Annotated in this window: 17 protein-coding genes, 1 other RNA gene and 2 pseudogenes; 8 read left to right on the top strand and 12 right to left on the bottom strand. The window is 74.7% G+C overall.

What is annotated here, in order from left to right; genetic code table 11:
- Nucleotides 1–401: 401 nt before the first annotated feature.
- Entirely contained in the window at nucleotides 402–476 is a 75-nt protein-coding gene (locus ABT026_RS19515) for a putative leader peptide (protein ID WP_351115898.1), read from the bottom strand.
- A 230-nt stretch (nucleotides 477–706) separates the two neighbouring features.
- Here ABT026_RS19515 and ABT026_RS19510 point away from each other — a divergent pair, with 230 nt between their 5' ends.
- Together ABT026_RS19510 and ABT026_RS19505 are read left to right on the top strand one after the other, a co-directional pair.
- The gene (locus ABT026_RS19510; protein ID WP_351115896.1) at nucleotides 707–1,513 is read left to right on the top strand and encodes a class I SAM-dependent methyltransferase; all 807 of its coding nucleotides are present in this window, start codon (nucleotides 707–709) and stop codon (nucleotides 1,511–1,513) included.
- A 315-nt stretch (nucleotides 1,514–1,828) separates the two neighbouring features.
- Complete coding sequence (locus tag ABT026_RS19505) at nucleotides 1,829–2,500, top strand: DUF2278 family protein (RefSeq protein WP_351115870.1); 672 nt, start codon at nucleotides 1,829–1,831, stop codon at nucleotides 2,498–2,500.
- Between the two features lie 96 nt (nucleotides 2,501–2,596).
- On the opposite strand, the pseudogene ABT026_RS19500 reads toward ABT026_RS19505, so the two are convergent.
- The 7 genes and pseudogenes from ABT026_RS19500 to ABT026_RS19470 form a co-directional block, all read right to left on the bottom strand.
- Nucleotides 2,597–3,723: pseudogene (locus ABT026_RS19500) on the bottom strand (endonuclease/exonuclease/phosphatase family protein).
- A 192-nt stretch (nucleotides 3,724–3,915) separates the two neighbouring features.
- Entirely contained in the window at nucleotides 3,916–4,638 is a 723-nt protein-coding gene (locus tag ABT026_RS19495) for a glycoside hydrolase family 11 protein (protein WP_351115868.1), read from the bottom strand.
- Between the two features lie 399 nt (nucleotides 4,639–5,037).
- On the bottom strand, nucleotides 5,038–6,027 hold the full coding sequence (locus tag ABT026_RS19490; RefSeq protein WP_351115866.1) for a GNAT family N-acetyltransferase: 990 nt from the start codon (nucleotides 6,025–6,027) through the stop codon (nucleotides 5,038–5,040).
- A 128-nt stretch (nucleotides 6,028–6,155) separates the two neighbouring features.
- Complete coding sequence (locus tag ABT026_RS19485) at nucleotides 6,156–7,031, bottom strand: isocitrate lyase/PEP mutase family protein (protein WP_351115865.1); 876 nt, start codon at nucleotides 7,029–7,031, stop codon at nucleotides 6,156–6,158.
- A 283-nt stretch (nucleotides 7,032–7,314) separates the two neighbouring features.
- The gene (locus ABT026_RS19480) at nucleotides 7,315–8,319 is read right to left on the bottom strand and encodes a DMT family transporter (protein ID WP_351115864.1); all 1,005 of its coding nucleotides are present in this window, start codon (nucleotides 8,317–8,319) and stop codon (nucleotides 7,315–7,317) included.
- Between the two features lie 119 nt (nucleotides 8,320–8,438).
- Nucleotides 8,439–8,847: RNase P RNA component class A (gene rnpB / locus ABT026_RS19475), an RNA gene on the bottom strand.
- A 65-nt stretch (nucleotides 8,848–8,912) separates the two neighbouring features.
- Nucleotides 8,913–9,482: a Uma2 family endonuclease gene (locus ABT026_RS19470; protein ID WP_502968014.1), complete on the bottom strand. Its 570-nt coding sequence runs from the start codon at nucleotides 9,480–9,482 to the stop codon at nucleotides 8,913–8,915.
- 183 nt (nucleotides 9,483–9,665) lie between these two features.
- Here ABT026_RS19470 and yaaA point away from each other — a divergent pair, with 183 nt between their 5' ends.
- Complete coding sequence (yaaA, locus tag ABT026_RS19465) at nucleotides 9,666–10,466, top strand: peroxide stress protein YaaA (protein ID WP_351115861.1); 801 nt, start codon at nucleotides 9,666–9,668, stop codon at nucleotides 10,464–10,466.
- A gap of 28 nt (nucleotides 10,467–10,494) precedes the next feature.
- Here the strand turns inward: yaaA and ABT026_RS19460 are convergent, their stop codons facing one another.
- Genes ABT026_RS19460 through ABT026_RS19450 form a run of 3 tightly spaced genes read right to left on the bottom strand, consistent with a single transcriptional unit; the run spans nucleotide 10,495 to nucleotide 13,557 of the window.
- A complete protein-coding gene (locus ABT026_RS19460) occupies nucleotides 10,495–11,922 on the bottom strand; it encodes a bifunctional RNase H/acid phosphatase (RefSeq protein ID WP_351115860.1) in 1,428 nt (475 codons plus the stop codon).
- A 29-nt stretch (nucleotides 11,923–11,951) separates the two neighbouring features.
- A complete protein-coding gene (locus ABT026_RS19455) occupies nucleotides 11,952–12,695 on the bottom strand; it encodes a zinc ribbon domain-containing protein (RefSeq protein WP_351115895.1) in 744 nt (247 codons plus the stop codon).
- A gap of 22 nt (nucleotides 12,696–12,717) precedes the next feature.
- Nucleotides 12,718–13,557, bottom strand: a complete 840-nt coding sequence (locus ABT026_RS19450) for a Nif3-like dinuclear metal center hexameric protein (RefSeq protein ID WP_351115859.1) — start codon at nucleotides 13,555–13,557, stop codon at nucleotides 12,718–12,720.
- A 248-nt stretch (nucleotides 13,558–13,805) separates the two neighbouring features.
- Here ABT026_RS19450 and ABT026_RS32190 point away from each other — a divergent pair, with 248 nt between their 5' ends.
- The 5 genes and pseudogenes from ABT026_RS32190 to ABT026_RS19425 all read left to right on the top strand — a co-directional run bounded on the left by ABT026_RS32190 (nucleotide 13,806) and on the right by ABT026_RS19425 (nucleotide 19,052).
- A complete protein-coding gene (locus ABT026_RS32190; protein ID WP_502968013.1) occupies nucleotides 13,806–15,722 on the top strand; it encodes a hypothetical protein in 1,917 nt (638 codons plus the stop codon).
- A 128-nt stretch (nucleotides 15,723–15,850) separates the two neighbouring features.
- Nucleotides 15,851–16,282 (top strand): annotated as a pseudogene (locus tag ABT026_RS19440) (response regulator); the annotation flags it as partial.
- Between the two features lie 139 nt (nucleotides 16,283–16,421).
- Entirely contained in the window at nucleotides 16,422–17,078 is a 657-nt protein-coding gene (locus ABT026_RS19435) for a class I SAM-dependent methyltransferase (RefSeq protein WP_351115857.1), read from the top strand.
- A 143-nt stretch (nucleotides 17,079–17,221) separates the two neighbouring features.
- A complete protein-coding gene (locus tag ABT026_RS19430) occupies nucleotides 17,222–18,181 on the top strand; it encodes an N-acetylmuramoyl-L-alanine amidase (protein ID WP_351115856.1) in 960 nt (319 codons plus the stop codon).
- A gap of 118 nt (nucleotides 18,182–18,299) precedes the next feature.
- A complete protein-coding gene (locus ABT026_RS19425; RefSeq protein WP_351115854.1) occupies nucleotides 18,300–19,052 on the top strand; it encodes a hypothetical protein in 753 nt (250 codons plus the stop codon).
- An 87-nt stretch (nucleotides 19,053–19,139) separates the two neighbouring features.
- On the opposite strand, the gene ABT026_RS19420 is transcribed toward ABT026_RS19425, so the two are convergent.
- Entirely contained in the window at nucleotides 19,140–19,784 is a 645-nt protein-coding gene (locus tag ABT026_RS19420) for a hypothetical protein (RefSeq protein ID WP_351115853.1), read from the bottom strand.
- Between the last annotated feature and the right edge of the window lie 14 nt (nucleotides 19,785–19,798).

Here is a 19,798-nt window from a genome sequence, read left to right as displayed (position 1 = left end):
GACGCGGGGCAACGGATCGGCCTGGCCTGCCGGCTCGGCAGCGCCTGTTCGCCAGGTCGGCGGACCAGCCGGACCGACCGGCCCGCCCGGACCGCCCGGGTGACCCCGGTCGGCCGGAGCACCGAGTCGGCCGGATGGGCCGGGTCAGCTGGAGCACGAGGTCAAGCCGCCGGACGAGGGCGCCGTGTGGTCCGGTGCCCCGGGCCGAGAGCGGTTACCGTCCGGGCCGAGGGCCGGCCCGATCGAACCGGAGGGCCGGAGCCGTCCGAGCCGTGGGCCGGAGGCCCAGGCCGCGAACCCGAACCACCGGGCCGCGGGCCGAACGACCGTGCCGTGTGCCGTGGCCGGAGGACCGTGCCGAGGGGCCGAGAGGCCGAGGCCGAGGGGCCGGGGCGTCGGGCTCAGCGACAGACGGCGGTGGCGACGCGCATCAGGTCGACGGCGCGCCTCTTGGTGAGCCGCAGGTGTTTCCGCATGACCCCGACCCTAGGGAGCACGCCCGGAGCCCAGCAAGGTCTCCGGGCGGCCCGTAGCGCGACCGCCACGCCGCCTTCGTGTTCCGGCAACACACGCGACAAGCGCGACAGACGGGGACGAGCGCCGCGTGCGCGAGCGTGCGCGTCAGCACGGCGCCACCGGTTCACCTGGCAGACACTCCGTCAGACGCCCATTTCACGCCGCGGGTTCGTAACATGCCCCGATGAACATGACTGCATTCGACGAAGCCGAGCGACGCATCTGGGACGGGCGCGCCGCCGCATACGCGCGCAGCTTCGCCGGTCTGTGCGCGCGGACCGTCCCCGCGCTGATCGACGCCGCGAAGGTCGGGCCCGGCGCGCGCGTGCTGGACGTCGGCACCGGCACCGGCGCGGTGGCGGCGGCCGCCTGCCGGGCCCGGGCGATCGTGAGCGCCGTCGACGCCGAGCCGGACATGACCCAGTGGGCCGCCGAGGCGGTGCCGGAGGCCGACGTCCGGGTGGCCGCGCTGCCGGAACTGCCGTTCGTGGACGGCACGTTCGACGCCGTCCTGGCCAACTTCGTGCTGAACCACGTGGGCCGGCCGCGGACCGCGGCGGCGGAGCTGCGCCGGGTCACCGCGGACGGCGGCCGGGTCGCCCTCTCCCTGTGGGGCGAGGAGCGGGGCGCGGGCCAGAGCCTGGCCTACAAGGCCGTCGTCGCGGCGGGCCTGGACCTGCCCCCGGCGCTGCCGCCCCTCGCGCCGGAGGAGGACTTCCCGCGCACCGAGGAAGGCCTCGCCGCGCTGCTGGCCGAGGCCGGGTTCAGCGGCGTGGTCTGCGAGACGGTGCGCTTCGACCATCGGGTGGACCCGGAGCACTGGTGGGCCGGAACGGCCGGCGGCGTCGCCCCGACCGGCGCGCTGATCGCCGCGCAGCCGCAGGACGTGATCGACGCGGTCCGCAAGGAGTTCGACGCCCTCATCCAGCCGTTCCTCGGCAACGACGGCCTCCTCACGCTCCCGCACGTGGCGCTGCTGGCCTCCGGCTCGGCCTGACCGCCCCCGCTCCCCTGCCCGCGCCGCCTCACGGCCGTCCGGGTGGCGCGGGCCGCGGTGTACAGAAGGCACCCCTGGGTCACGCTCCCTCGCGGCGCCCGGCCGACGCCTGCCTGACGCGGCGGCGGGGCGCGGCGGTGACGGGCCGGCGGCTCCCTGCGCGGATCCCACGACGCCGCTGCCCGGCGGCACACGCGCCGCGGCGACCGGCGGAGCGCCGGCCGGCCAGGCCCTCACAGGTCAGGGCCCGGACGTCGATGCTCCGAACGGCGGACGGTCCCGGCCGGAGGCCCGGACGGCTGCTTGACTGACCGCATGCCTTTCGTCCACTACGGCGTGCTCCGCGGCACCTTGCACAGCCATCACCGCGACCGGCCCGACCACCAGGGGCGCTGGTTCCACGTGAACCTGGAGGTGGACGCCCCGGCCGGGCGCCACCACTGCGCCGTCGACGTCGACAGCCACGCCTCCGCCGTGGGCGTGCGGTGGAAAACCTTCACGCTGCCCCTCGATGCGCTCGGCCCCGTCCAGGACCTGCCGCCCGGTTACCACGAACTGGCCCGCACCCCGGACTCGGGCGCCCTGGACCTCCTGCGCCTCCCGGCGCTGGCGGACCGCTCCGGCATCCTGTTCCTGCGCCGCCCGCCGTCCTGGCTGGAGGACCTCCTCGACCTGGTCGGCTCCCACCCCTGGCAGGCGGGCTCCAACACGGACGCGGCGGAGGCCCTGGAGTCGGTGCTGGCGCCGGGCCGTGAGGTGCTGCTCTTCGGCGAGCCCTTCGACGACGACCCCGAGGGCGACCTGGGCATGCACAACATCCACCAGAACCAGGGCGACCCGGCGGGCTCGCAGTGGTGGGCGGAGAACGGGGCCTGGCAGGACGGAGCCGTCCTCACCCTGCGTCCCGACGGGGACCTCGACGTCTTCCTCGCCAAGTTCTCCACCCAGTCCGACCACACCGACGACGCCGGCCACCCCGTCGACTGAGCCCTCCGCACCCTCCCCCGGTTTGGGTGCCCCCTGAAGGTGAGCCCCGAATTTGCTGCTCCCGCGCCGAATCCCGGGCTCACCCACGGGCCGCATTCACCAGGTGAGGCGGGCGGCGACCGGCAGGTGGTCGCTGCCGGTGGCCGGGAGCACCCAGGAGCCCACCGGCCGCACGCCCTTCACCAGCACCTGGTCGATCCGCGCCACCGGGAACGCCGCCGGCCACGTGAAGCCGAAGCCGTCCCCGGCCTCCTCCTGCGCCGACGTCAGGCCGGAGGTGACGCCCTCGAGCGCGCGGTCGTCGACGGTGCCGTTCAGGTCGCCGAGCAGCACCAGCCGCTCGCTCCTCTCGGCGGCGAGGGCCTCGGCGAGCGCCTGCGCGTTGCGGTCCCGGCTGTCCGTCCAGAAGCCACCGCGGGGCATCAGGCGCACGGACCCCAGGTGGGCGACGTAGACCGTCAGCGGCCCCCGGTCGGTGGCCACCGTGGCGCGCAGGGCGCGGTTGTAGGCCAGCTTCTCGGCGGCGGGCTTTGCGGCGCCCAGTTGTCCGGCGTCCATCGCGATGTCGACGGCCCGGGTGTCCGACAGCGGCAGCCGGCTCATAGCCCGACCGTTCCCTGCACGGAGTGGTAGGGGTAGGCCTCCGCCAGCTCCTTCTCGTACGTGCCCCGCGCCTTCGCGGCCAGCTCCACCAGCGCCAGCACGTCCGCGCCGGAGCCGGCCAGCTCACGGGCGGTGCCGGCCGGGTCGGGGTTGGCCTCGCCCACGTTGTGCTGGACCACGGTGAGGTCGCCGCCGGCCTGCGACTTGTCGGTGAGCAGGGGGCCGAACTGGCCGAGCCACGCCGTGACCGGCAGCAGCAGGGCGAGGACCGCGGAGGGGGAGCGCCGCCGCAGCGCGAGGAGCAGCAGCACCGGCACGAGGAGGCCGAACCAGGGGAGGAAGGTCTCCACCAGGCTGCCGAGGCCGCCGGCGTCGGTGATCCACGGGTGCAGCAGCAGGACCAGGCCGAGTAGCAGCGCCAGCGCGGTGAGCACCGGGCCGCGCCGCCAGGTCCGCGGCCGGGAGGCGGCGCGGATGGTCCGGCGCAGCTTCGCGCGCGGGCCGCGCGGGCCGCGCGCAGCGTCCGGTCCGGTGCCGTCGCCGCCCGTACCGTCGGCGCCGCCGGTGCCGTCCTGCCCGGGCTCGGCCGCCGCCGGGTCCGCCGTCTTCACCTGTGCCATCGTCCGTCCGTCGCTCGTGCTCGTGCCGTCGCTCGTGCTGGTGGCGGGAGCCGCCGCCGGCGGCGGCTCCACGCCGTCTCCAGTCAAGCAGGCCCGGTGTCGCCGCCGCGTAAGCGGTGGCCGGCCGCACGACCGCGGCCGCGGGCCCCGTCACCAGGACGGGACCCGCGGCCGGTGGTGCGCCGACGGACGTCAGCCGCTGACGCTGATGGTCGAGCTGCCGCTGCTCTGGTAGCCCTCGGTCGCCATGATCATGTAGTACTTGAACTGGCCCATGTTCATGCCCACGCGGGCCCAGGCGTCGAAGTGGTTGCCCGTGGTGATGGTGCCCGAGCCGCTGGTCACCTTGGACTGCCGGACGCTCCAGTACTGCGTGAACGTCTTGGTGCCCTCCACGGACGGGGCGTTGGTCCGCGTGGTCTTGTAGATGTCGTAGGTGCCGCCGTCGCTGGTGACGGTGCCCATCTTGGTGCCGGTGGGGCGGTAGCTGCCCCAGTTGTCGACGATGTAGTACTCGACCAGCGGGTTCGAGGTCCAGCCGTAGAGACAGCCGTAGCCGTTGCCCGACGGGTTGAAGTAGCCGGTGTAGCGGACCGTCCGGCGTCCGCCGGTGCTCCAGCCCTTGCCGGCGACGAAGTTGCCGCAGTTGGTCCACTTGGTGCTGTAGCTGCCGCCGCCGTTGAGCGTCATGGACACCGAGCCGCCGCCGTCGGTCCAGAACGAGTAGTACATGCCGTCGGTGCCGGTCTGGTTGGTGGTGATGGTGGTGGCGGCGTGGGCGGTGCCGGGCAGCACCAGCCCGGACGCGGTGGCGAGCGCGGCGGCGCCGGCGCCGCCGAGGAAGCCCCGGCGGCTCAGGCCGAAGGGGGCGGGGTTGTACGGGAGCTGGTCCTGCTGCGTGCCGTCCTGCTGCATGCTGCTTCCTTCCGATGAAGGCTGGCGGGGGGTCCGGGCGGCAGCTGCTGCCCGGCGGCCTTGCATGGAACACGGACACGGACGGGGATCGCCCGTGCCCGTGCGGTACCGGACCGGCGTCCTTCACGGTGCGTGGGGGACGCAGGTTTCCTGTCGTTCGACGAGGCCGAAGTTTTCCGCAGCGCCCCATGATCCTGTCAACGCTTTCGACGTTCTTTCGGAAACATTTCCTTGCGTGGTACGGCACTTGACGGCTCGTTAAGCACTGCTCACACTGCTGCCTGTACGGGCCAACGAGAGGGGTGGGGCGGAATCGCGAGCATCCGGCGCGCAACACGGAGCGACTTCTGCGAAAGTTTCGAAGCCTTTCGCGCCGCTCCGGACCGCATCGCGCCGCCTCTACCGGACGGGCGGCGTGAGCTCGAGGGTGTGCACGACCTCGGTGCGGGCGACGGTGAAGCCGACACGCGCGAACAGGGCGTTCGCCGCGGCCGGTGCGTCGGCCTCCGCGTCGAGGCTGACCCGGTCGAAGCCGGCGTCCCGCGCGGCGCGCAGGGCGTGGCCGAGCAGCGCGGAGGCGACGCCGCGGCCACGGTGGCCGGGGCGGGTGCCGATCCGCAGGACCTGGGCGTCGCGCACACCGGTCGCCTCGGTGTCCGCGTCCCAGGAGAAGACCAGCAGCATGCCGGCGGCGGCGCCTGCGGGGTCCCGCAGGAGGAAGCTGAGGTCCGGGCGGAAGGCCTGCCAGCCGAGCAGTTCGCGCCAGCGCTCCGGAGGCATCGGGACCCCGCCGCCCCGGCTTTCGAGGAAGGCCTCGTCGTTGGCCAGGGAGAAGTCGGCGTCGTTGCCGGCCGTGTAGGCCTCCACGGTGTGCCCCTCGGGGAGCGGGACGTCGGCGATGCCGGCGCCGAGCGGGTGCCGCAGGTGCGAGGAGGAGCTGGACCGCGTCATGCCCGCGGCCCGGTAGCAGGCGAGGGCGCCGGCGTTGCGCGTGTTGTTCCGGACGTCGACGGCCAGCGGCAGGCCGGGGTGGTGGAGCGCGTGGAGCGTCTTCGCGCACGCGATCCCGGCGGCGAGCAGCCCGGTGCCGAGGCCGCGGCGCCGGTGGTCCGGGTGCACGCCACCGCTCAGGTTCACCCGGTGCACGCCCTCGGCGAGCGGCTTGTGGGCGGCGGAGGAGTAGCCGACCATCAGGTCGCCGTCGAAGAGTCCCACCGTGCCGCGTTCGAGGTCGAGGAGCGGGGCGTTGATCTGCTCGGCGGCGTCCTCCTCGGAGTAGTACTCGCCGAACACGTCGACGGCCTCGATGGCGTTGAGCAGTTCGGACAGTGCCGCGGCGTCCGAGGGGGCGATCGGACGGGTGGTGAGGTGCGCGAAGGTCGAGGGCATGGGAGCGACGGTAAGGGGCCCGGAGGGCCGCGTCGTCCGAATATTCCGCCGCACCAGGACGGGGCGCCCCTACCCGCGAGCCGGGGTCCGGGAGCCCCGGGATGCCGGGACTCACGGGCTCGCGGGACTCAGGGCGCGCGGAGGTCCTGCGGGCCGGTCGGGGGTGCGGCCGTCATCATCGCGTTGACCTCGGCGTACGGGAGGGCGTCGGCTCCGAAGGTGAAGGAGCCGTGGGTCATGATCTCCTGCGCGGCGCGGACGAGGGCGCCGAGCGCGGCCCGCGACATGGCGGAGCCCACGCTGATGCGACGGACTCCCAGCTCTCCCAGTTCGTCGACGGTCAGGGCGAGGGCGGGCGCCCCCATCAGCACGTTGACGGGCCGGTCCACCGCGGAGCAGACGGCGCGGACGGCGTCGGCGTCCGGGAGCCCGGGTGCGTAGAGGACGTCCGCGCCGGCCTCCTGGTAGGCCTGGAGCCGGCGGACGGTGTCCGGCAGGTCGGGCCTGCCCTGGAAGAAGTTCTCGGCCCTGGCGGTGACGGTGAAGGGAAAGTCGAGTCCGCGGGCGGCCTCCACCGCCGCGGTGATCCGTTCGACCGCCTCCTCCAGCGGCCTGACCGGGTCGTCCGGCCTGCCCGTGGAGTCCTCGACGGATCCGCCGACCAGTCCCGCCTCGGCGGCCAGCCGGATCGTCCGGGCCACCTCCTGCGGTGTGTCGCCGAAGCCGCTCTCCAGGTCGGCGGTGACGGGCAGCGGCGTCGCCGCGACGATGTCCCTGGCGTTCTCCAGGACCTCCGCCCGGCCGAGCCGGCCCTCCCCGTCCGGCAGGCCCCGGGCGTGGGCGAGGCCCGCGCCGGTGGTGGCGAGCGCGGAGAAGCCGAGGGTGTGCAGGATGCGCGCGGTGCCCGCGTCCCAGGGGTTGGGGACGACGAACGGCACGTCCGCCTCGTGGAGCCGGCGGAAGACCTCGGCTCGTCGGTGCTGGTCGGTGGGGGCCGGGTTCACGGCGGGTCCTCTCTGCGCTGTGCGCGCGGGTTGACGTAGGCGGGCCGCGGCGTCGGCCGGGTACGGAACGGCTGCGTTCGCGCCGGTCCGAGCCGGCGAGCCGCGCCGTCGCCGGTGGGGGTGCGGCGGTCCGGCGGGGTGCGGTGGGGGGCGGCGGCCCGGTGGGGGCCGGTGGAGGTGCGGCGGGCCTGGCGGGGTGCGGCGACGGTGCGGCGGCCCGGTGACGGCGCCGCGGCCCGGCGGCGGTGCGGGGCGCCTGGGGCCCTCCGCGCCCCCGGTCCGGTCAGCGCCCGGAGTCGGTGCGCACCTCGTCCGCCTCGGGCTCGATGCCTCCCGGACCCGCTTCGCCCGCCACCTCCGGCGTCGCCGCGGCCGTCGCGGCCGCGGCCCGTCCCGCGGGTCGCCGCATCCGGGAGACGGCCACACCCGCCAGGCACACCGCGCCGCCGAGCAGGGTGAGCCAGCCGGGGACCTCGTCCAGGGCGATCCACGAGATCAGCACCACGACCGCGGGCACCGCGTAGGTGGTGGCCCCGAGCGAGCCGGCGCTGATCCGCGACAGCGCGTAGGCCCAGGTGCTGAAGGCCAGCGCCGTCGGGAAGACCCCCAGGTAGACGACGTTCAGGGTGGCCGTGGCGGGGGCGGTGCCCAGGTCCCGCACCAGCTGGCCGGCGAACGGCAGGCAGACGACCGCGCCGATCAGGCAGCCGAAGGTGGTGACCTGGAGAGGGGTCGCGTGCTTCAGCGCCGGCTTCTGCAGGACCACGCCGCCGCCGTAGGCGAGGGCCGCCAGGAGGCAGAGCAGCACGCCCAGCGTCGAGGACTCCCCCTCCCCCGACATCGAGAGACCGACCACCACCGCGCCGGCGAACGACACGGCCATGCCCGCCAGCAGCATGGGCGGGAACCCCTCCTTGAGCAGCCAGCCACCGAGCAGCGCGATGACCAGCGGCCCGATGTTGACGACCATCGCCGCGGTCCCGGCGTCGACCAGTTGCTCGCCCCAGTTCAGCAGCACCATGTAGCCGCCGAACCAGAGCACCCCCGAACACGCGATGCCCGGCCAGGCCTTGCGCGACGGCAGCCCGCCCCTGGTCGCCAGGAGGACGGCCACCAGGACGAGGGAGCCCGACAGGAGCCTGCCCAGGGCCAGCGCTCCGGGGGAGAAGTAGTCGGCGCACGCACGGATCGACACGAAGGCGGAGGCCCACAGGAGCGCGGTGACCGAAGCGGCGAGCAGGACACGCGGCTCCATGGCCTGCGACTGCTTGTTGCTCGTGACAGACATGCGTCCATCTAAGCTCATGGGCATGTCACCGCTCAGGCGATGCGGGCAGTGACGGCGGAGACCTCACCTGATCCGGCCGAAGCCCGGGGCCCCGGACCGAAGTCCGGGGAAAGCTGGGGCAGACGAGTCGGGCTGTACGCCGGGTTCTGTTCCGACGGGGCCTCGCGGTCCCGTCGGCGACGGCCATCCATCTACGACCGGCGTTGCCACCGGCCTCCAGCGGTCTACCCGCGGACATCGGGCGGGCCGCCCTCGATCGTCCGCGCAGGGCGCCCTCCTCGCGGAGGATGCCCCTCTTGACCTTGCTCCAGGTGGGGTTTACCTAGCTGCCCAGGTCACCCTGGGCACTGGTGGTCTCTTACACCACCGTTTCACCCTTACCGAGGACCGAGGTCCCCGGCGGTCTGCTTTCTGTGGCACTGTCCCGCGGGTCACCCCGGGTGGCCGTTAGCCACCACCCTGCCCTGTGGAGCCCGGACGTTCCTCGGGAGCGCCCTGAGGCACTCACGCGGCCGCCCGCCCGGCTCGTCTGCCGTGGGCACCATGCTACCGGGCGCGGGCAGGCCGCCCGACCGGGGCGGAGGGGGCCCGAATCAGAGGAACTCGGAGGTGTCGAGCTCGAAGCCGAACGGCTCGGGGAGCGCGACGGGCTTGCCGAAGGGCCCCTTGACCGCCCGGAGGTAGTCGTCGCCCTCGGGTTCGCCGAAAAGGGTGAGGGAGGAGAGTTCGCGGTCCACGAGGAGGTAGAGCGGGACCCCACCGCGTGCGTAGCAGCGCCGCTTGGCCTCCCGGTCCGTCGTCGCGCGTGACGACGTCACCTCGACGACCATGGCGACGCCGTCGCACGGCATCCAGGGTTCGGCCCCACCGAAGAGGTCGAGTGACGACGGAGCGAAGGTTCCGTCCGGAACGACGTGGTTCTTCGGGCATGCCCCGCCTCTCGCCAGCTTCAGTCCCTTGTTGCCCGAGAAGTCCATGTCGGTCTCGGACATCCTGTACACCTGCTTGGCGAGCAGGTTGATGTACTTCTCGTGGTCCCCGTCGGGCGGTGGCGTCACGACGATCTCCCCCTCGATCAGCTCTGCCCGGAAGCCCTCCGGGGTGTCCAGGGCGAGGAAGCCTTCGAGCACGACGTCACTGTGCGTGAGCGGCTCGTGTGCCATGGCGGTCATGTCACGCCCTCCGTTCGGTCGCTCACCAGAGTCGGACATGCGCTGATCACCGTCCCGGAGATCGAGGTGCTGTCCCTCGATCGTGGCACAGGGCGGTGGGCCCGCACCACGAAACACCACGCAGGACGCGCGTCGTAGGCTGGCTGGGTTCCGCGATCCCTGAAGGAGTCCCCCGTGCTCGTCCTGCTGCCCCCCTCCGAAGGCAAGGCGCCGTCCGGTGACGGCGCCCCGGTGCGGCTGGAGTCGTTGTCGCTGCCCGCGCTGAACGGGGCCCGGCGGGCGGTGCTGGAGGAGCTGGTGGAGCTGTGCTCCGGCGACGAGGAGAAGGCCCGTGAGGTGCTCGGGCTGAGCGAAGGGCTGCGCGGAGAGGTCGCCAAGAACGCGGGGCTGCTGACGGCGGGGGCGCGGCCGGCCGGGGAGATCTACACGGGCGTGCTGTACGACGCGCTGGGGTTGGGTGGCCTGGACGACGCCGCCCGGGAGCGGGCCGCGCGGCAGCTGCTGGTGTTGTCCGGGCTGTGGGGCGCCGTGGGCGTGGGCGACGCCATCCCGTCGTACCGCTGCTCGATGGGGGTGAAGCTGCCGGGCGCCGGTGCGCTGGCCGCGCACTGGCGCGGGCCGACGGCCGAGGCGATGCCCGAGGCGGCCGGGGACGGGCTGGTGCTGGACCTGCGGTCCTCGGCGTACGCGGCCGCGTGGAAGCCCAAGGGCGAGGTCGCGGGGCGGACCGCCACGGTGCGGGTGCTGCACGCGCAGGTGGTGGACGGCGTGGAGAAGCGGTCCGTGGTGAGCCACTTCAACAAGGCGACGAAGGGGCGCATCGTGCGCGCCCTGCTGACCGGGGGCGTCGACCCCGAGGACCCGGCGGAGCTGGTGGAGGCGTTGCGGGACCTCGGCCACACGGTGGAGGCAGAGCCTCCGGCGAAGGCGGGGAAGCCGTGGGCGCTGGACGTGGTGGTGCGGGAGATCCACTGACCGCCGCGCGGCAGGAAGCCCGGTGCGTTCAGCGCAGGTGTGAGGTGTCGTTGAAGAGGCGGAGGCTGGCGTTGCCGTCGGCGTAGTGGGCGACGGCCGAGATCGACGCGGCGGAGAGCTCCATGCGGAACAGGGCCTCCGGCGGTGCGCCGAGCGCGAGGCGGACCAGGGTCTTGATGGGCGTCACGTGGGTGACCAGCAGGACCGTGCGGCCCGCGTGGGCGGCGATCAGGCGGTCGCGGGCCTCCTCGACCCGCACGGCGGTGGTGTTGAAGCTCTCGCCGCCCCCGGTGGGACGGGCGTCGGGCGAGGCCAGCCAGGCGTCCAGGTCCTCGGGGTGCCGCTCCATGACCTCGGCGAAGGTGAGGCCCTCCCAGGCGCCGAAGTCGGTCTCGCGCAGGCCGTCGTCGACCGTGACGTCGAGGCCGAGGCGGTCGGCGACGACGGCGGCGGTCTCGCGGGTGCGGGCCAGCGGGGAGCTGACGATCGCCTGCACGGTGCCGCGGGCGGCCAGGAGCCGGGCGGCGCGGCGCGCCTGCTCGAGGCCGGCCTCGGAGAGGGACGGGTCGGTGCCGCCGCTGCCGGAGAACCGCTTCTGCGGGGTCAGCGGGGTCTCGCCGTGGCGGAGCAGGACGAGCGTGGCCGGGGCGCCGAGGTCGGGGGCGGACCAGCCCTGCCGGGGGGCGGCCTGCCCGCCGGCGTCCTGCCGCGGTGCGCCCGGCCGGTGAGCACCCTGCGGGGCCTCCTGCTGGGGGGCGTCCTGCCGCGGAGCCTCCCGGACGGCGGCCTCGACGGATCCGGCGGCCTCGACGGATCCCGCGGCCTCGGCGGATCGGGGGGTCTCGCTGGACCTGGGGGCTTCGCTGGACCCGGGGCCCTCGCTGGAGCCGGGGCCCTCGGCGGGGGCGGCGCCCCTGGCAGGTGCGGGGCCCTCGGCCGGCTTCGCCGCCACGCCCGTGGCGGCGCGCAGGTCGGCGAGGTGCTTCTCGGTGGGGGCCGGACGCCCGGACGGCATCCACGCCTCCCCCCGCGCGCCCGCGTCCATCGCCTCGTTGGCGAGACGGTCGGCGCGCTTGTTCTCCTTGCGCGGGATCCACTCGTAGGTGACGTTCGCGGACGGCAGCACGCCGCGCGCCTCCTCGGCGAGCGGTGCGAGGCCGGGGTGCTTGATCTTCCAGCGGCCCGACATCTGCTCGACGACCAGCTTGGAGTCCATGCGGACGCGGACCGACACCTCGCCGCCCGACGCCGACTCGGCGGCGGCGAGTTCCCGCACGGCGCGCAGGCCGGCCACCAGGCCGCTGTACTCGGCCACGTTGTTGGTGGTGACGCCCAGGTACTCGGCGGTCTCGGCGAGGACCTCGCCGGTCACCGCGTCGGCCACCACCGCGCCGTAGCCGGCGGGCCCCGGGTTGCCCCGGGACCCGCCGTCGGCCTCGATCACGAACTCCCGCACGCGCAAAGCCCCTTGGAAGGAGAGGAGGGTCAGATACCCGACTCGGAGGTGCGGACCAGGATGCGGCGGCAGTTCTCGCAGCGCACCACCGTCTCCGGGGCCGCGGCGCGGACCTCGTTGACCTCGGTGATGTTGAGCTCCAGCTGGCAGCCCTCGCAGCGGCGCTGGTAGAGGCGCGCGGCGCCGACCCCGCCCTGCTGCTCGCGCAGCTTCTCGTACAGCTTGAGCAGGTCGGCCGGCACGGAGACGGCGACAACCTGGCGCTCCTTGGTGACGGTGGCGCTCTCTCCGTCGAGCTCGCCGAAGGCGGCGTCGCGGCGGGCGGTGGCGTCGTCGAGCTTGCCCTGGACGGCGGAGACGCGCTCGGTGAGCTCGGCGACGCGCGCCTGGGCGGACTCGCGGCGCTCCATCACCTCGAGGACGACGTCCTCGAGGTCGCCCTGGCGCTTGGCCAGCGAGGTGATCTCGCGCTGCAGGTTCTCCAGGTCCTTCGGGGAGGACACGGCGCCGGAGTCCAGGCGCTGCTGGTCGCGGGCGGCGCGCTTGCGGACCTGGTCGACGTCCTGCTCGGCCTTGGTCTGCTCGCGGGCGCAGTCGCTCTCCTCGGTCTGCGCGGCCACGAGCAGGTCGCGCAGCTGGGCGAGGTCCTTGTTCAGCGACTCGATCTCGGCGTGCTCGGGCAGCGAGCGGCGCTTGTGGGCCAGCTGCTGGAGACGGGTGTCCAGGGCCTGGACGTCGAGGAGGCGGATCTGGTCGGCGGGCGCGGCGTTCAGTTGGGGGCTCCAGTAGGTGAGGTCAGTGGGTGGGGTGGGTGGACGCCGCGTGGGCGGTCCAGGGGTCGGTGACCGTCGTGGACACGTGGACCCGCAGGTTCCAGCCGTGCCGTTCGGAGATCTCCTCCAGCTGGGCGGCGGCCAGCTGGCACCAGGGCTGCTCGGTGGCCCAGTGGGCCGCGTCGATCAGCGCGAGAGGACTGTGGGCGCGGGCCTCGCTCACCGGGTGGTGGCGCAGGTCCGCGGTGAGGAAGGCGTCGACGCCGGCGGCGCGGACGTCGTCGAAGAGGCTGTCGCCGGAGCCGCCGCTGACGGCGACGGTGCGGATCCTCGCCTCCGGGTCGCCGGCCAGCCGGATGCCCTGCGCGGTGGCGGGCAGGCTCGCGGCGGCGCGGGCGGCGAACTCCCGCAGCGTCTCGGGGGCGTCGAGCTCGCAGACGCGGCCGAGGCCGCGGCGGCCGGCCGGGTCGTCGCGGTCCGGCACGAGGGGGCGCAGCACGCGCAGGCCGAGGGCTCCGGCCAGGGCGTCGGAGACGCCGGGGTCGGCCTTGTCGGCGTTGGTGTGCGCCACGTGCAGGGCGACGTCGTTCTTGATCAGGTCGTGCACCACACGGCCCTTGAACGTCGACGCCGCGACGGTGGTCGTGCCGCGCAGGTAGAGGGGGTGGTGGGTGACCAGCAGGTCCGCGCCGAGCTTCACGGCCTCGTCGACGGTCTCCCGGACCGGGTCGACCGCGAACAGCACGCGGGTGACCTCCTGGTCCGGGTCGCCCGCGACGGTCCCGACGGCGTCCCAGGACTCGGCGCGCTCGGCGGGCCAGAGGTTCTCCAGGGCGGCGATGACTTCAGACAGACGGGGCACGGGGGCAAGGCTACCTGGCCGCCGGTGGGCCCGGACCCACCGGCGGCGGGCCAGCACACGGGGTGGCGGCGGGGCACGGGAACGGCGGGAGGGCCACACGTACGGGTGAAGCGGGGAGCGGGGGCTCATCCGGGCGCGCGTACGAACCTAGGTTTCGTCACTGGAGGTGACCCGAGGATGACAGCCTGTACCTCTCCCAGGCTCTCCACGACGTCGAGCCGGGGGCTTCGGGGGACGACGACGTGACCATGACCGAAGTGGGCGCCCAGGCGGCGCCGGAACCTGACGACGCCGGGGCGCTTCCCGCCCCGGCCGCCGGCGCGGACGCGACGCCGTCCGCGCCGTCCACGACGCCGCCGTACGTGCTGGCGGTGACCCCCGCGGCCCCGGGCGCGGCCAGCCCCGGGGCGGTGCCGCCGCCCCAGGGCGCGACGGTCGTGCGGACCCTGCCGGTGGCGGGGGGCGGTGCGCCCCAGGGCGGGGCCGCCCGCGCGGCCGCCACCGCACCGCCCGGCGGTCGCGGAACACCTGCCGCCGGGGACGCCCCGGGAACGGCGACGGCCCCGCCCTTCGGGCGCGGAACAGTCGGGCGCGGAACACCTGTGGGCGAGGACGCCCGGGGAACAGCGGCCGTACCGTCCGAGAACGCGCGGGGTGTCCGCGCGGTACGGCTCGCGCAGGGCGCGGGGAACCTCCGGCCGGTCCCCGCGGACGCCGTGCCCGGTGACCGCGACGGCGACGGCGGCCTGGTGTTCCCGTCGCCCCGGGAGACCGGCGGCGTGCCGGCCGCGGGCCCAGGCCCGTCCGGCCCCGGCCCGACCGGCCCTCGCGAGGTCGCCCCCGGCACGGCCGCCGCCCCCGCTCCACCCAGGCCGGCGGCGGGAGCCGGAGCTTCCCTGGGCCAGGGGTTCGCCGTGCCGACCCCGCAGGGGGTGCGGGGCGTGCGGCCCGTGGTGCTGAAGGGCGCCGAGGTGACCACCGCGCGGACCACACGTCCGGCCCGCGTCGCGGGGGAGACGTCTGCGTCTCCCCGTCCCGCCTCGCGCTGGGTGCGGGAGCCGACCGCGCCCCGTCCCGTGGCGCGGTATCTGCCCCCGCCCGCGCCGGAGTGCGTGCTGACCCGCGACGGGACGTACGCCGCGCGGCTGACCCTGGCCGCGGACGGCGAGTCCTGGCTCCCCGAGCGGTGGACCCTCGGCGGGCCGGAGCCGTACGTCGTCCCGCTGCCCGGCAACCAGCCGGAGGAGCCGGACGCCGAGGTCCAGCCGATGAGCGACGGCCGGGTGCTGATCCACCGCACGGCCGACCTGCGGCACACCTTCACCCTGCTCTACCCCACCGGTCCCGCAACGGGCGAGCTGTCCGTCGGTTCCGTGGAGTGCCCGGACGGCGAGTCGCTGCGGCTGCTGCCGCCCGCCCCCGACGGCCGGCGGGCCTACGCGGTCGCGGTCAGCCCGGGCGGGTCCACGGCGGTGTGGCTGGTGGCGGGCGGTCCCTGCGGTCCGGAGCACCTGGGCGAGATCCGGGGCCGCTGCTCGGGCGGCGTGTGGCTGGACCACGAGGGCCGGATGCTGGCCCTCGACCGTGAGGCGGGCGGCCGCACCAAGACCGTGGTGGTGGACCTGGCGCGCGGCTGCGAGGTCTCGCCGCTGCTGCAGATCTCCGCGGAGAGCGACGACCGGCTGGTGACGGCCGACCCGGACAGCGGACTGCTGCTGATCCGCTCGGACGCCCCCTCCCCGGGGCGGCACCGGCTCGGCTGGGGCGTGCTGGGCTCGACGCTGCCCGTGCGGTTCCCCGAGGGGCTGTGCCCCGCCGAGTGCGTGATGACGCCGTTCGCCGTCCAGCCGGGGCAGGTACTGACGCCCGAGGCCTGCTCGGTGGCGCTGCGGGTGGACGGAGTGGGCGGTACCTGGATCGGGCTGTGGCGGCCGGCCGACCGGCGGGTGTGGCACGTGGCCGCGCCGGCCGGCTGGCTCACCGGGGCGGGGCGGTTCGACGAGGGGGGTGAGCTGCGGCTGCCGTACGCCACGGGCGAGGAACCGTGCGGCCTGGCCACGGTCCTCGCGCCCCCCGCGGACGCCGCCGCGGACACCACCGCGGACTCCGCCCCCGTCCCCGTCCGCCCCGTCCCCCTCCAGCAGTCCCCCCTCGCCACGGTCTGACGCCCCCGTTCCCGGCCCCTTCCTGCCCCGGCGGATCCCACGCCGCCGGGGGCGCTGCCGCGGAGAATCACCCGGGCGCGGAGGTGGGAGCGGAGGGCGGGGAGCGGCGGCGAACCTACGCTGGGCCCGTGAACGAGATGCCCCCGTCGCACCGGCCCGCCCGTTCCGTCCGCCTCCTCCTCGCCGAGGACCCCCGCACCGCGCACGGCGGCCTCGCCCTGCTGCTGGAGATGCACCCGGACCTGAAGGTCGTGACGCAGGCCGGCTCCGGCGACGAGGTGCTCGACGCCGTCCTCACCCGCCGCCCCGACGTGGCGCTGCTGGACGTGGACCTCCCCGGCCGCGGCGGCCTGGACCTGACGGCCGAGCTGACCGCCCAGGCCCCCGACTGCCGCGTGCTGCTCCTGGCCACCTCCGGCCGCCCCGCGTCCGTGCGCCGCGCGCTCGCCGCCGGGGCCGCCGGGTTCCTCGTCAAGCACGGCCCGGTCGACGAACTGGCCGCCGCGATCCGCCGTGTGCTGACCGGCGAGACGGTGGTCGACCCGGCGCTGGCCGCCGCGCTGCGCGAGGAAACGGGCTGACCAGGCCCCCTCCAACCCCCCTCGCCCACCCCGGCACCCGGTACGGCAGCATGGGCGCGCACCACCACCCGCACCCCACCCGCACCGCCGCACCCGCGCGTACCTCCCGAGGAGCACCATGGCCACGACCGTCGACCCCGCCCCCGAGGTCCTCGCGGCGTTCGAGGCCGCCAAGGGCTTCATGCCCGCCGACGAGGGCCTCGCCCTGTACGCGGCGGCGACCGAGGCCGGACGGCTGGGTCTGCCGCTGCTGGAGGTCGGCACCTACTGCGGGCGTTCCACGATCCTGCTGGCGGACGCCGCCCGCCGGGCCGGGGTCCTCGCGCTCACCGTGGACCACCACCGCGGCAGTGAGGAACAGCAGCCCGGCTGGGACTACCACGACCCGGAGACCGTCGACCCCGAGCTGGGGGTGATGGACACCCTGCCGGCCTTCCGCCGCACCCTGCACCGGGCCGGCCTGGAGGAGCATGTGGTGGCGCTGGTCGGGCGCTCCCCGCAGATCGCCTCGGTGTGGGGCGCGCCGCTGGCCCTGGTGTTCGTGGACGGCGGGCACACCGACGAGCACGCGAACGCCGACTACGAGGGCTGGGCCCCGCACGTCGCGCCGGGCGGACTGCTGGTGATCCACGACGTCTTCCCCGTCAAGCTGGACGAGTTCACCGGTCAGGCCCCGTACCGGGTCTACCTGCGCGCGCTGGAGTCCGGCGCGTTCACGGAGGTCTCGGCGACCGGCACGCTGCGGGTCCTGCGGCGCACCGGCACAGGCGTCTGAGGCCGGGCGTCCGAAGGCCGCGTGTCCGAGCTCAGGCCGTCCGAGCGCAGGGCGTCCGAGAGCCGGGGCGGAAGCCACCGGGGCGGAAGCCACCGGGGCCGACCCCACCGGGGAAGCGGCCACCGCCCCGTTAGGCTCGCACCGTGTCGTACGCAGGCCCGGAATTCGATCCCGCTCCCCCGCCGCGTCCCCGCCGGGGCCGCCGCGCGCTGATCGCCGCCCTGGTGGTGGCGCTGGCCGCCGCGGGGGTGGCCGTCCAGCGGGCGGTGACCGGCGGCCCGGACGACGGCGGCCGCGCCGACGCCGCCTCGTCGCCCGACTCCCGTAACCAGGGCAGCGGTTCACCAACAGACGACGCCAAGTCACCTACCCCCGAGGGAAGTTCCGCGCCGTCCGCCTCCTCCACCGCCCGGCTGCCCGCCCGTTCGGGTCCGCTGCGCGGCAAGGTGGTGGTGATCGACCCGGGGCACAACACCGGCAACGCCGCGCACACCGCCGAGATCAACCGCACCGTGCGGATCGGCAACGGCGGCAAGGAGTGCGACACCACCGGCACGTCGACCAACGCCGGTTACGCGGAGGCGAAGTTCACCCTCGACGTGTCCCGGCGGCTGCGCACCCTGCTGGAGGAGCAGGGCGCCACGGTGAAGTTGACGCAGGACGGCGACCGCCCGTGGGGGCCGTGCATCGACGAGCGGGCGGAGATCGGCAACGAGGCGAAGGCGGACGCCGTGGTGTCGGTGCACGCCGACGGCTCGTCGGCGGACGCCCGCGGTTTCCACGTGATCCTGCCCGGCGCGGTCACCGGGGGCGGCGCGGACACCCGTCCGATCGTCGGCCCCTCCCGTGAGCTGGGGGAACGCGTCGCGGGCAACTTCGTGCGGGCCACCGGCAGCGCGCCCTCCGACTACGTGGGCGACGGCACCGGGCTGGTCACGCGGAAGGATCTGGGGGGTCTCAATCTGTCGAAGGTCCCCAAAGTGTTCATCGAGTGCGGCAACATGCGGAACAGCAAGGACGCCGCGCTGCTGACCAGCGGCAAGTGGCGTCAGAAGGCCGCACAGGGCATTTCCGACGGAATCGTGGGGTTCCTGGGCGGATGAGCGTCGCACGTGCGTGGACCTGCCCACCGGGTGACCGCGGTGTCGGTGCGAACGGTAGGGTCCAATCCTCGGCAGAGCCCGGTACGACACGACGACACGAGACGACGAAGGACTTGTAGTGAACATCCGCTCCCTCACTCGGGGCGACGGCGTGGTGATCGGAGCAGCGCTGTTGCTGTTCATCGCGTCGTTCCTCGACCTCGTTGACAACGACTACGGCATCTCCTTCACGGCCTGGAGCAACCTGGCCGTCGCGCTGGGCGTCTTCATGGGCGGCGTGATCGGCGCCGCGCTGATCGTCGTCAACCGGTGCCTGCCCCAGCCCCGCAAGGTGGCCGGTCACGACCTCGGGACCGTCGGCGTCGCCTTCACGGTGTTCGTCTTCTGGTACCTGCTGTGGATGCTGCTGGACTCCGAGGGCGGCGCCGGCGCCGGGCTGATCCTCGGCTTCATCGCGGCGCTGGTGCTGGCCGGCGGGGCGGTCGCCGGGGGCGCGGTGGAGGCGCTCAAGGCGCCGCTGATCAGTGCCACGCCACGGCCGGCCGCGCAGCAGCCCTACGGTGCGCAGGCCGCGCAGCAGGGGTACGGCTACCCGGGGGCGCAGCAGCAGCAGTTCGGCGGCCAGCCGCAGCAGGGGCCGGGTCCGCAGGGCCAGCCGCAGCAGCCGTCGCCGGAGTTCTCGCCCTTCTGGTTCGCCGTGCCGGCGCCGCGTGCGCTGTACGCGGAGGACGGTTCGCCGACGCAGATCGCCGAACTCGCCCCGGGCGTCTGGTACCTGGCGGTCGACCAGCGGGGTCCGGGTCTGATCGCGCAGACCCAGGACGGCCGCCGTGGTCTGCTGCAGGACTCCTCGGGCATCCAGCGGGGCTGACGGCTCCCGTCAACTCGTGACAGGGCCCCCGCCGGTGACCGGCGGGGGCCTTCGTCGTACCGCGTCAGGGCTGGGCCGGGGCCTGCCTCACTGGTCGCTCTGCAGCTGACCGGCGGACGGCACCTTGTCCTGCACCTCGGCGCCGGCGGACTTGCCCGCGTCCTTCACGTCGCTGATCATGCTGTCGAAGTTGTTGACGATGTCGTCGGTGTTGTCGCCCTTGCGGAGCTGCTTGGGCAGGTCCTTCAGCTTGTCGAGGCCTTCCTCCAGCGGGGCGACCGCCTTCGAGAGGGTGGGGTCCCCCTTGGCGTTGTCGAGCGCCGCCTTGAGGCGGTTGTAGGTGAAGACGCCGGCGAGACCGGCCTTCACCAGGGACAGCCGGCGGCCGTCGGCGCCCTTCTTGAACTTGCCCGAGCGGAACGGCTTGACGATCCACTGGTAGGTGGCGCCCGCGGCGAGGCCGGCGTTCACCACGAAGCGGGTCTTGGCGAACTTCTGCTTCTCGGCGGAGCTGGTGGGCGTGGGCTCGGCCCGCATCTCCTGGGCCTGCGCCTGGTTCGCCTCGGCCTGCATCTGCGCCATGGCCTGGTCGTCGACGGACTTCGGTTGCGCGTGCGTGTTCGCCTGGGGGGAGGAGGTGGAGTGCTCCTCGCTGCCGCAGCCGGCGGTGCCGGCGACGAGGGCGCAGCACAAGGTGACGGCCAGTACCAGGCGGCGCATCGTGACGGGCATGGGTGTGCCTCCGG

The organism is Streptomyces sp. NPDC002734 (assembly GCF_040295685.1).
Taxonomy (GTDB): domain Bacteria; phylum Actinomycetota; class Actinomycetes; order Streptomycetales; family Streptomycetaceae; genus Streptomyces.
This window is presented reverse-complemented; position numbering and strand designations above follow the sequence as displayed.

Excerpts from the sequence above, each read along its gene's own strand:
- ABT026_RS19510 (WP_351115896.1), top strand. The coding sequence starts at position 707 with ATGACTGCATTCGACGAAGCCGAGCGACGCATCTGGGACGGGCGCGCC.
- ABT026_RS19505 (WP_351115870.1), top strand. The coding sequence starts at position 1,829 with ATGCCTTTCGTCCACTACGGCGTGCTCCGCGGCACCTTGCACAGCCAT.
- ABT026_RS19495 (WP_351115868.1), bottom strand. The coding sequence starts at position 4,638 with ATGCAGCAGGACGGCACGCAGCAGGACCAGCTCCCGTACAACCCCGCC.
- ABT026_RS19490 (WP_351115866.1), bottom strand. The coding sequence starts at position 6,027 with ATGCCCTCGACCTTCGCGCACCTCACCACCCGTCCGATCGCCCCCTCG.
- ABT026_RS19480 (WP_351115864.1), bottom strand. The coding sequence starts at position 8,319 with ATGTCTGTCACGAGCAACAAGCAGTCGCAGGCCATGGAGCCGCGTGTC.
- ABT026_RS19470 (WP_502968014.1), bottom strand. The coding sequence starts at position 9,482 with ATGGCACACGAGCCGCTCACGCACAGTGACGTCGTGCTCGAAGGCTTC.
- ABT026_RS32190 (WP_502968013.1), top strand. The coding sequence starts at position 13,806 with ATGACCGAAGTGGGCGCCCAGGCGGCGCCGGAACCTGACGACGCCGGG.
- ABT026_RS19435 (WP_351115857.1), top strand. The coding sequence starts at position 16,422 with ATGGCCACGACCGTCGACCCCGCCCCCGAGGTCCTCGCGGCGTTCGAG.
- ABT026_RS19420 (WP_351115853.1), bottom strand. The coding sequence starts at position 19,784 with ATGCCCGTCACGATGCGCCGCCTGGTACTGGCCGTCACCTTGTGCTGC.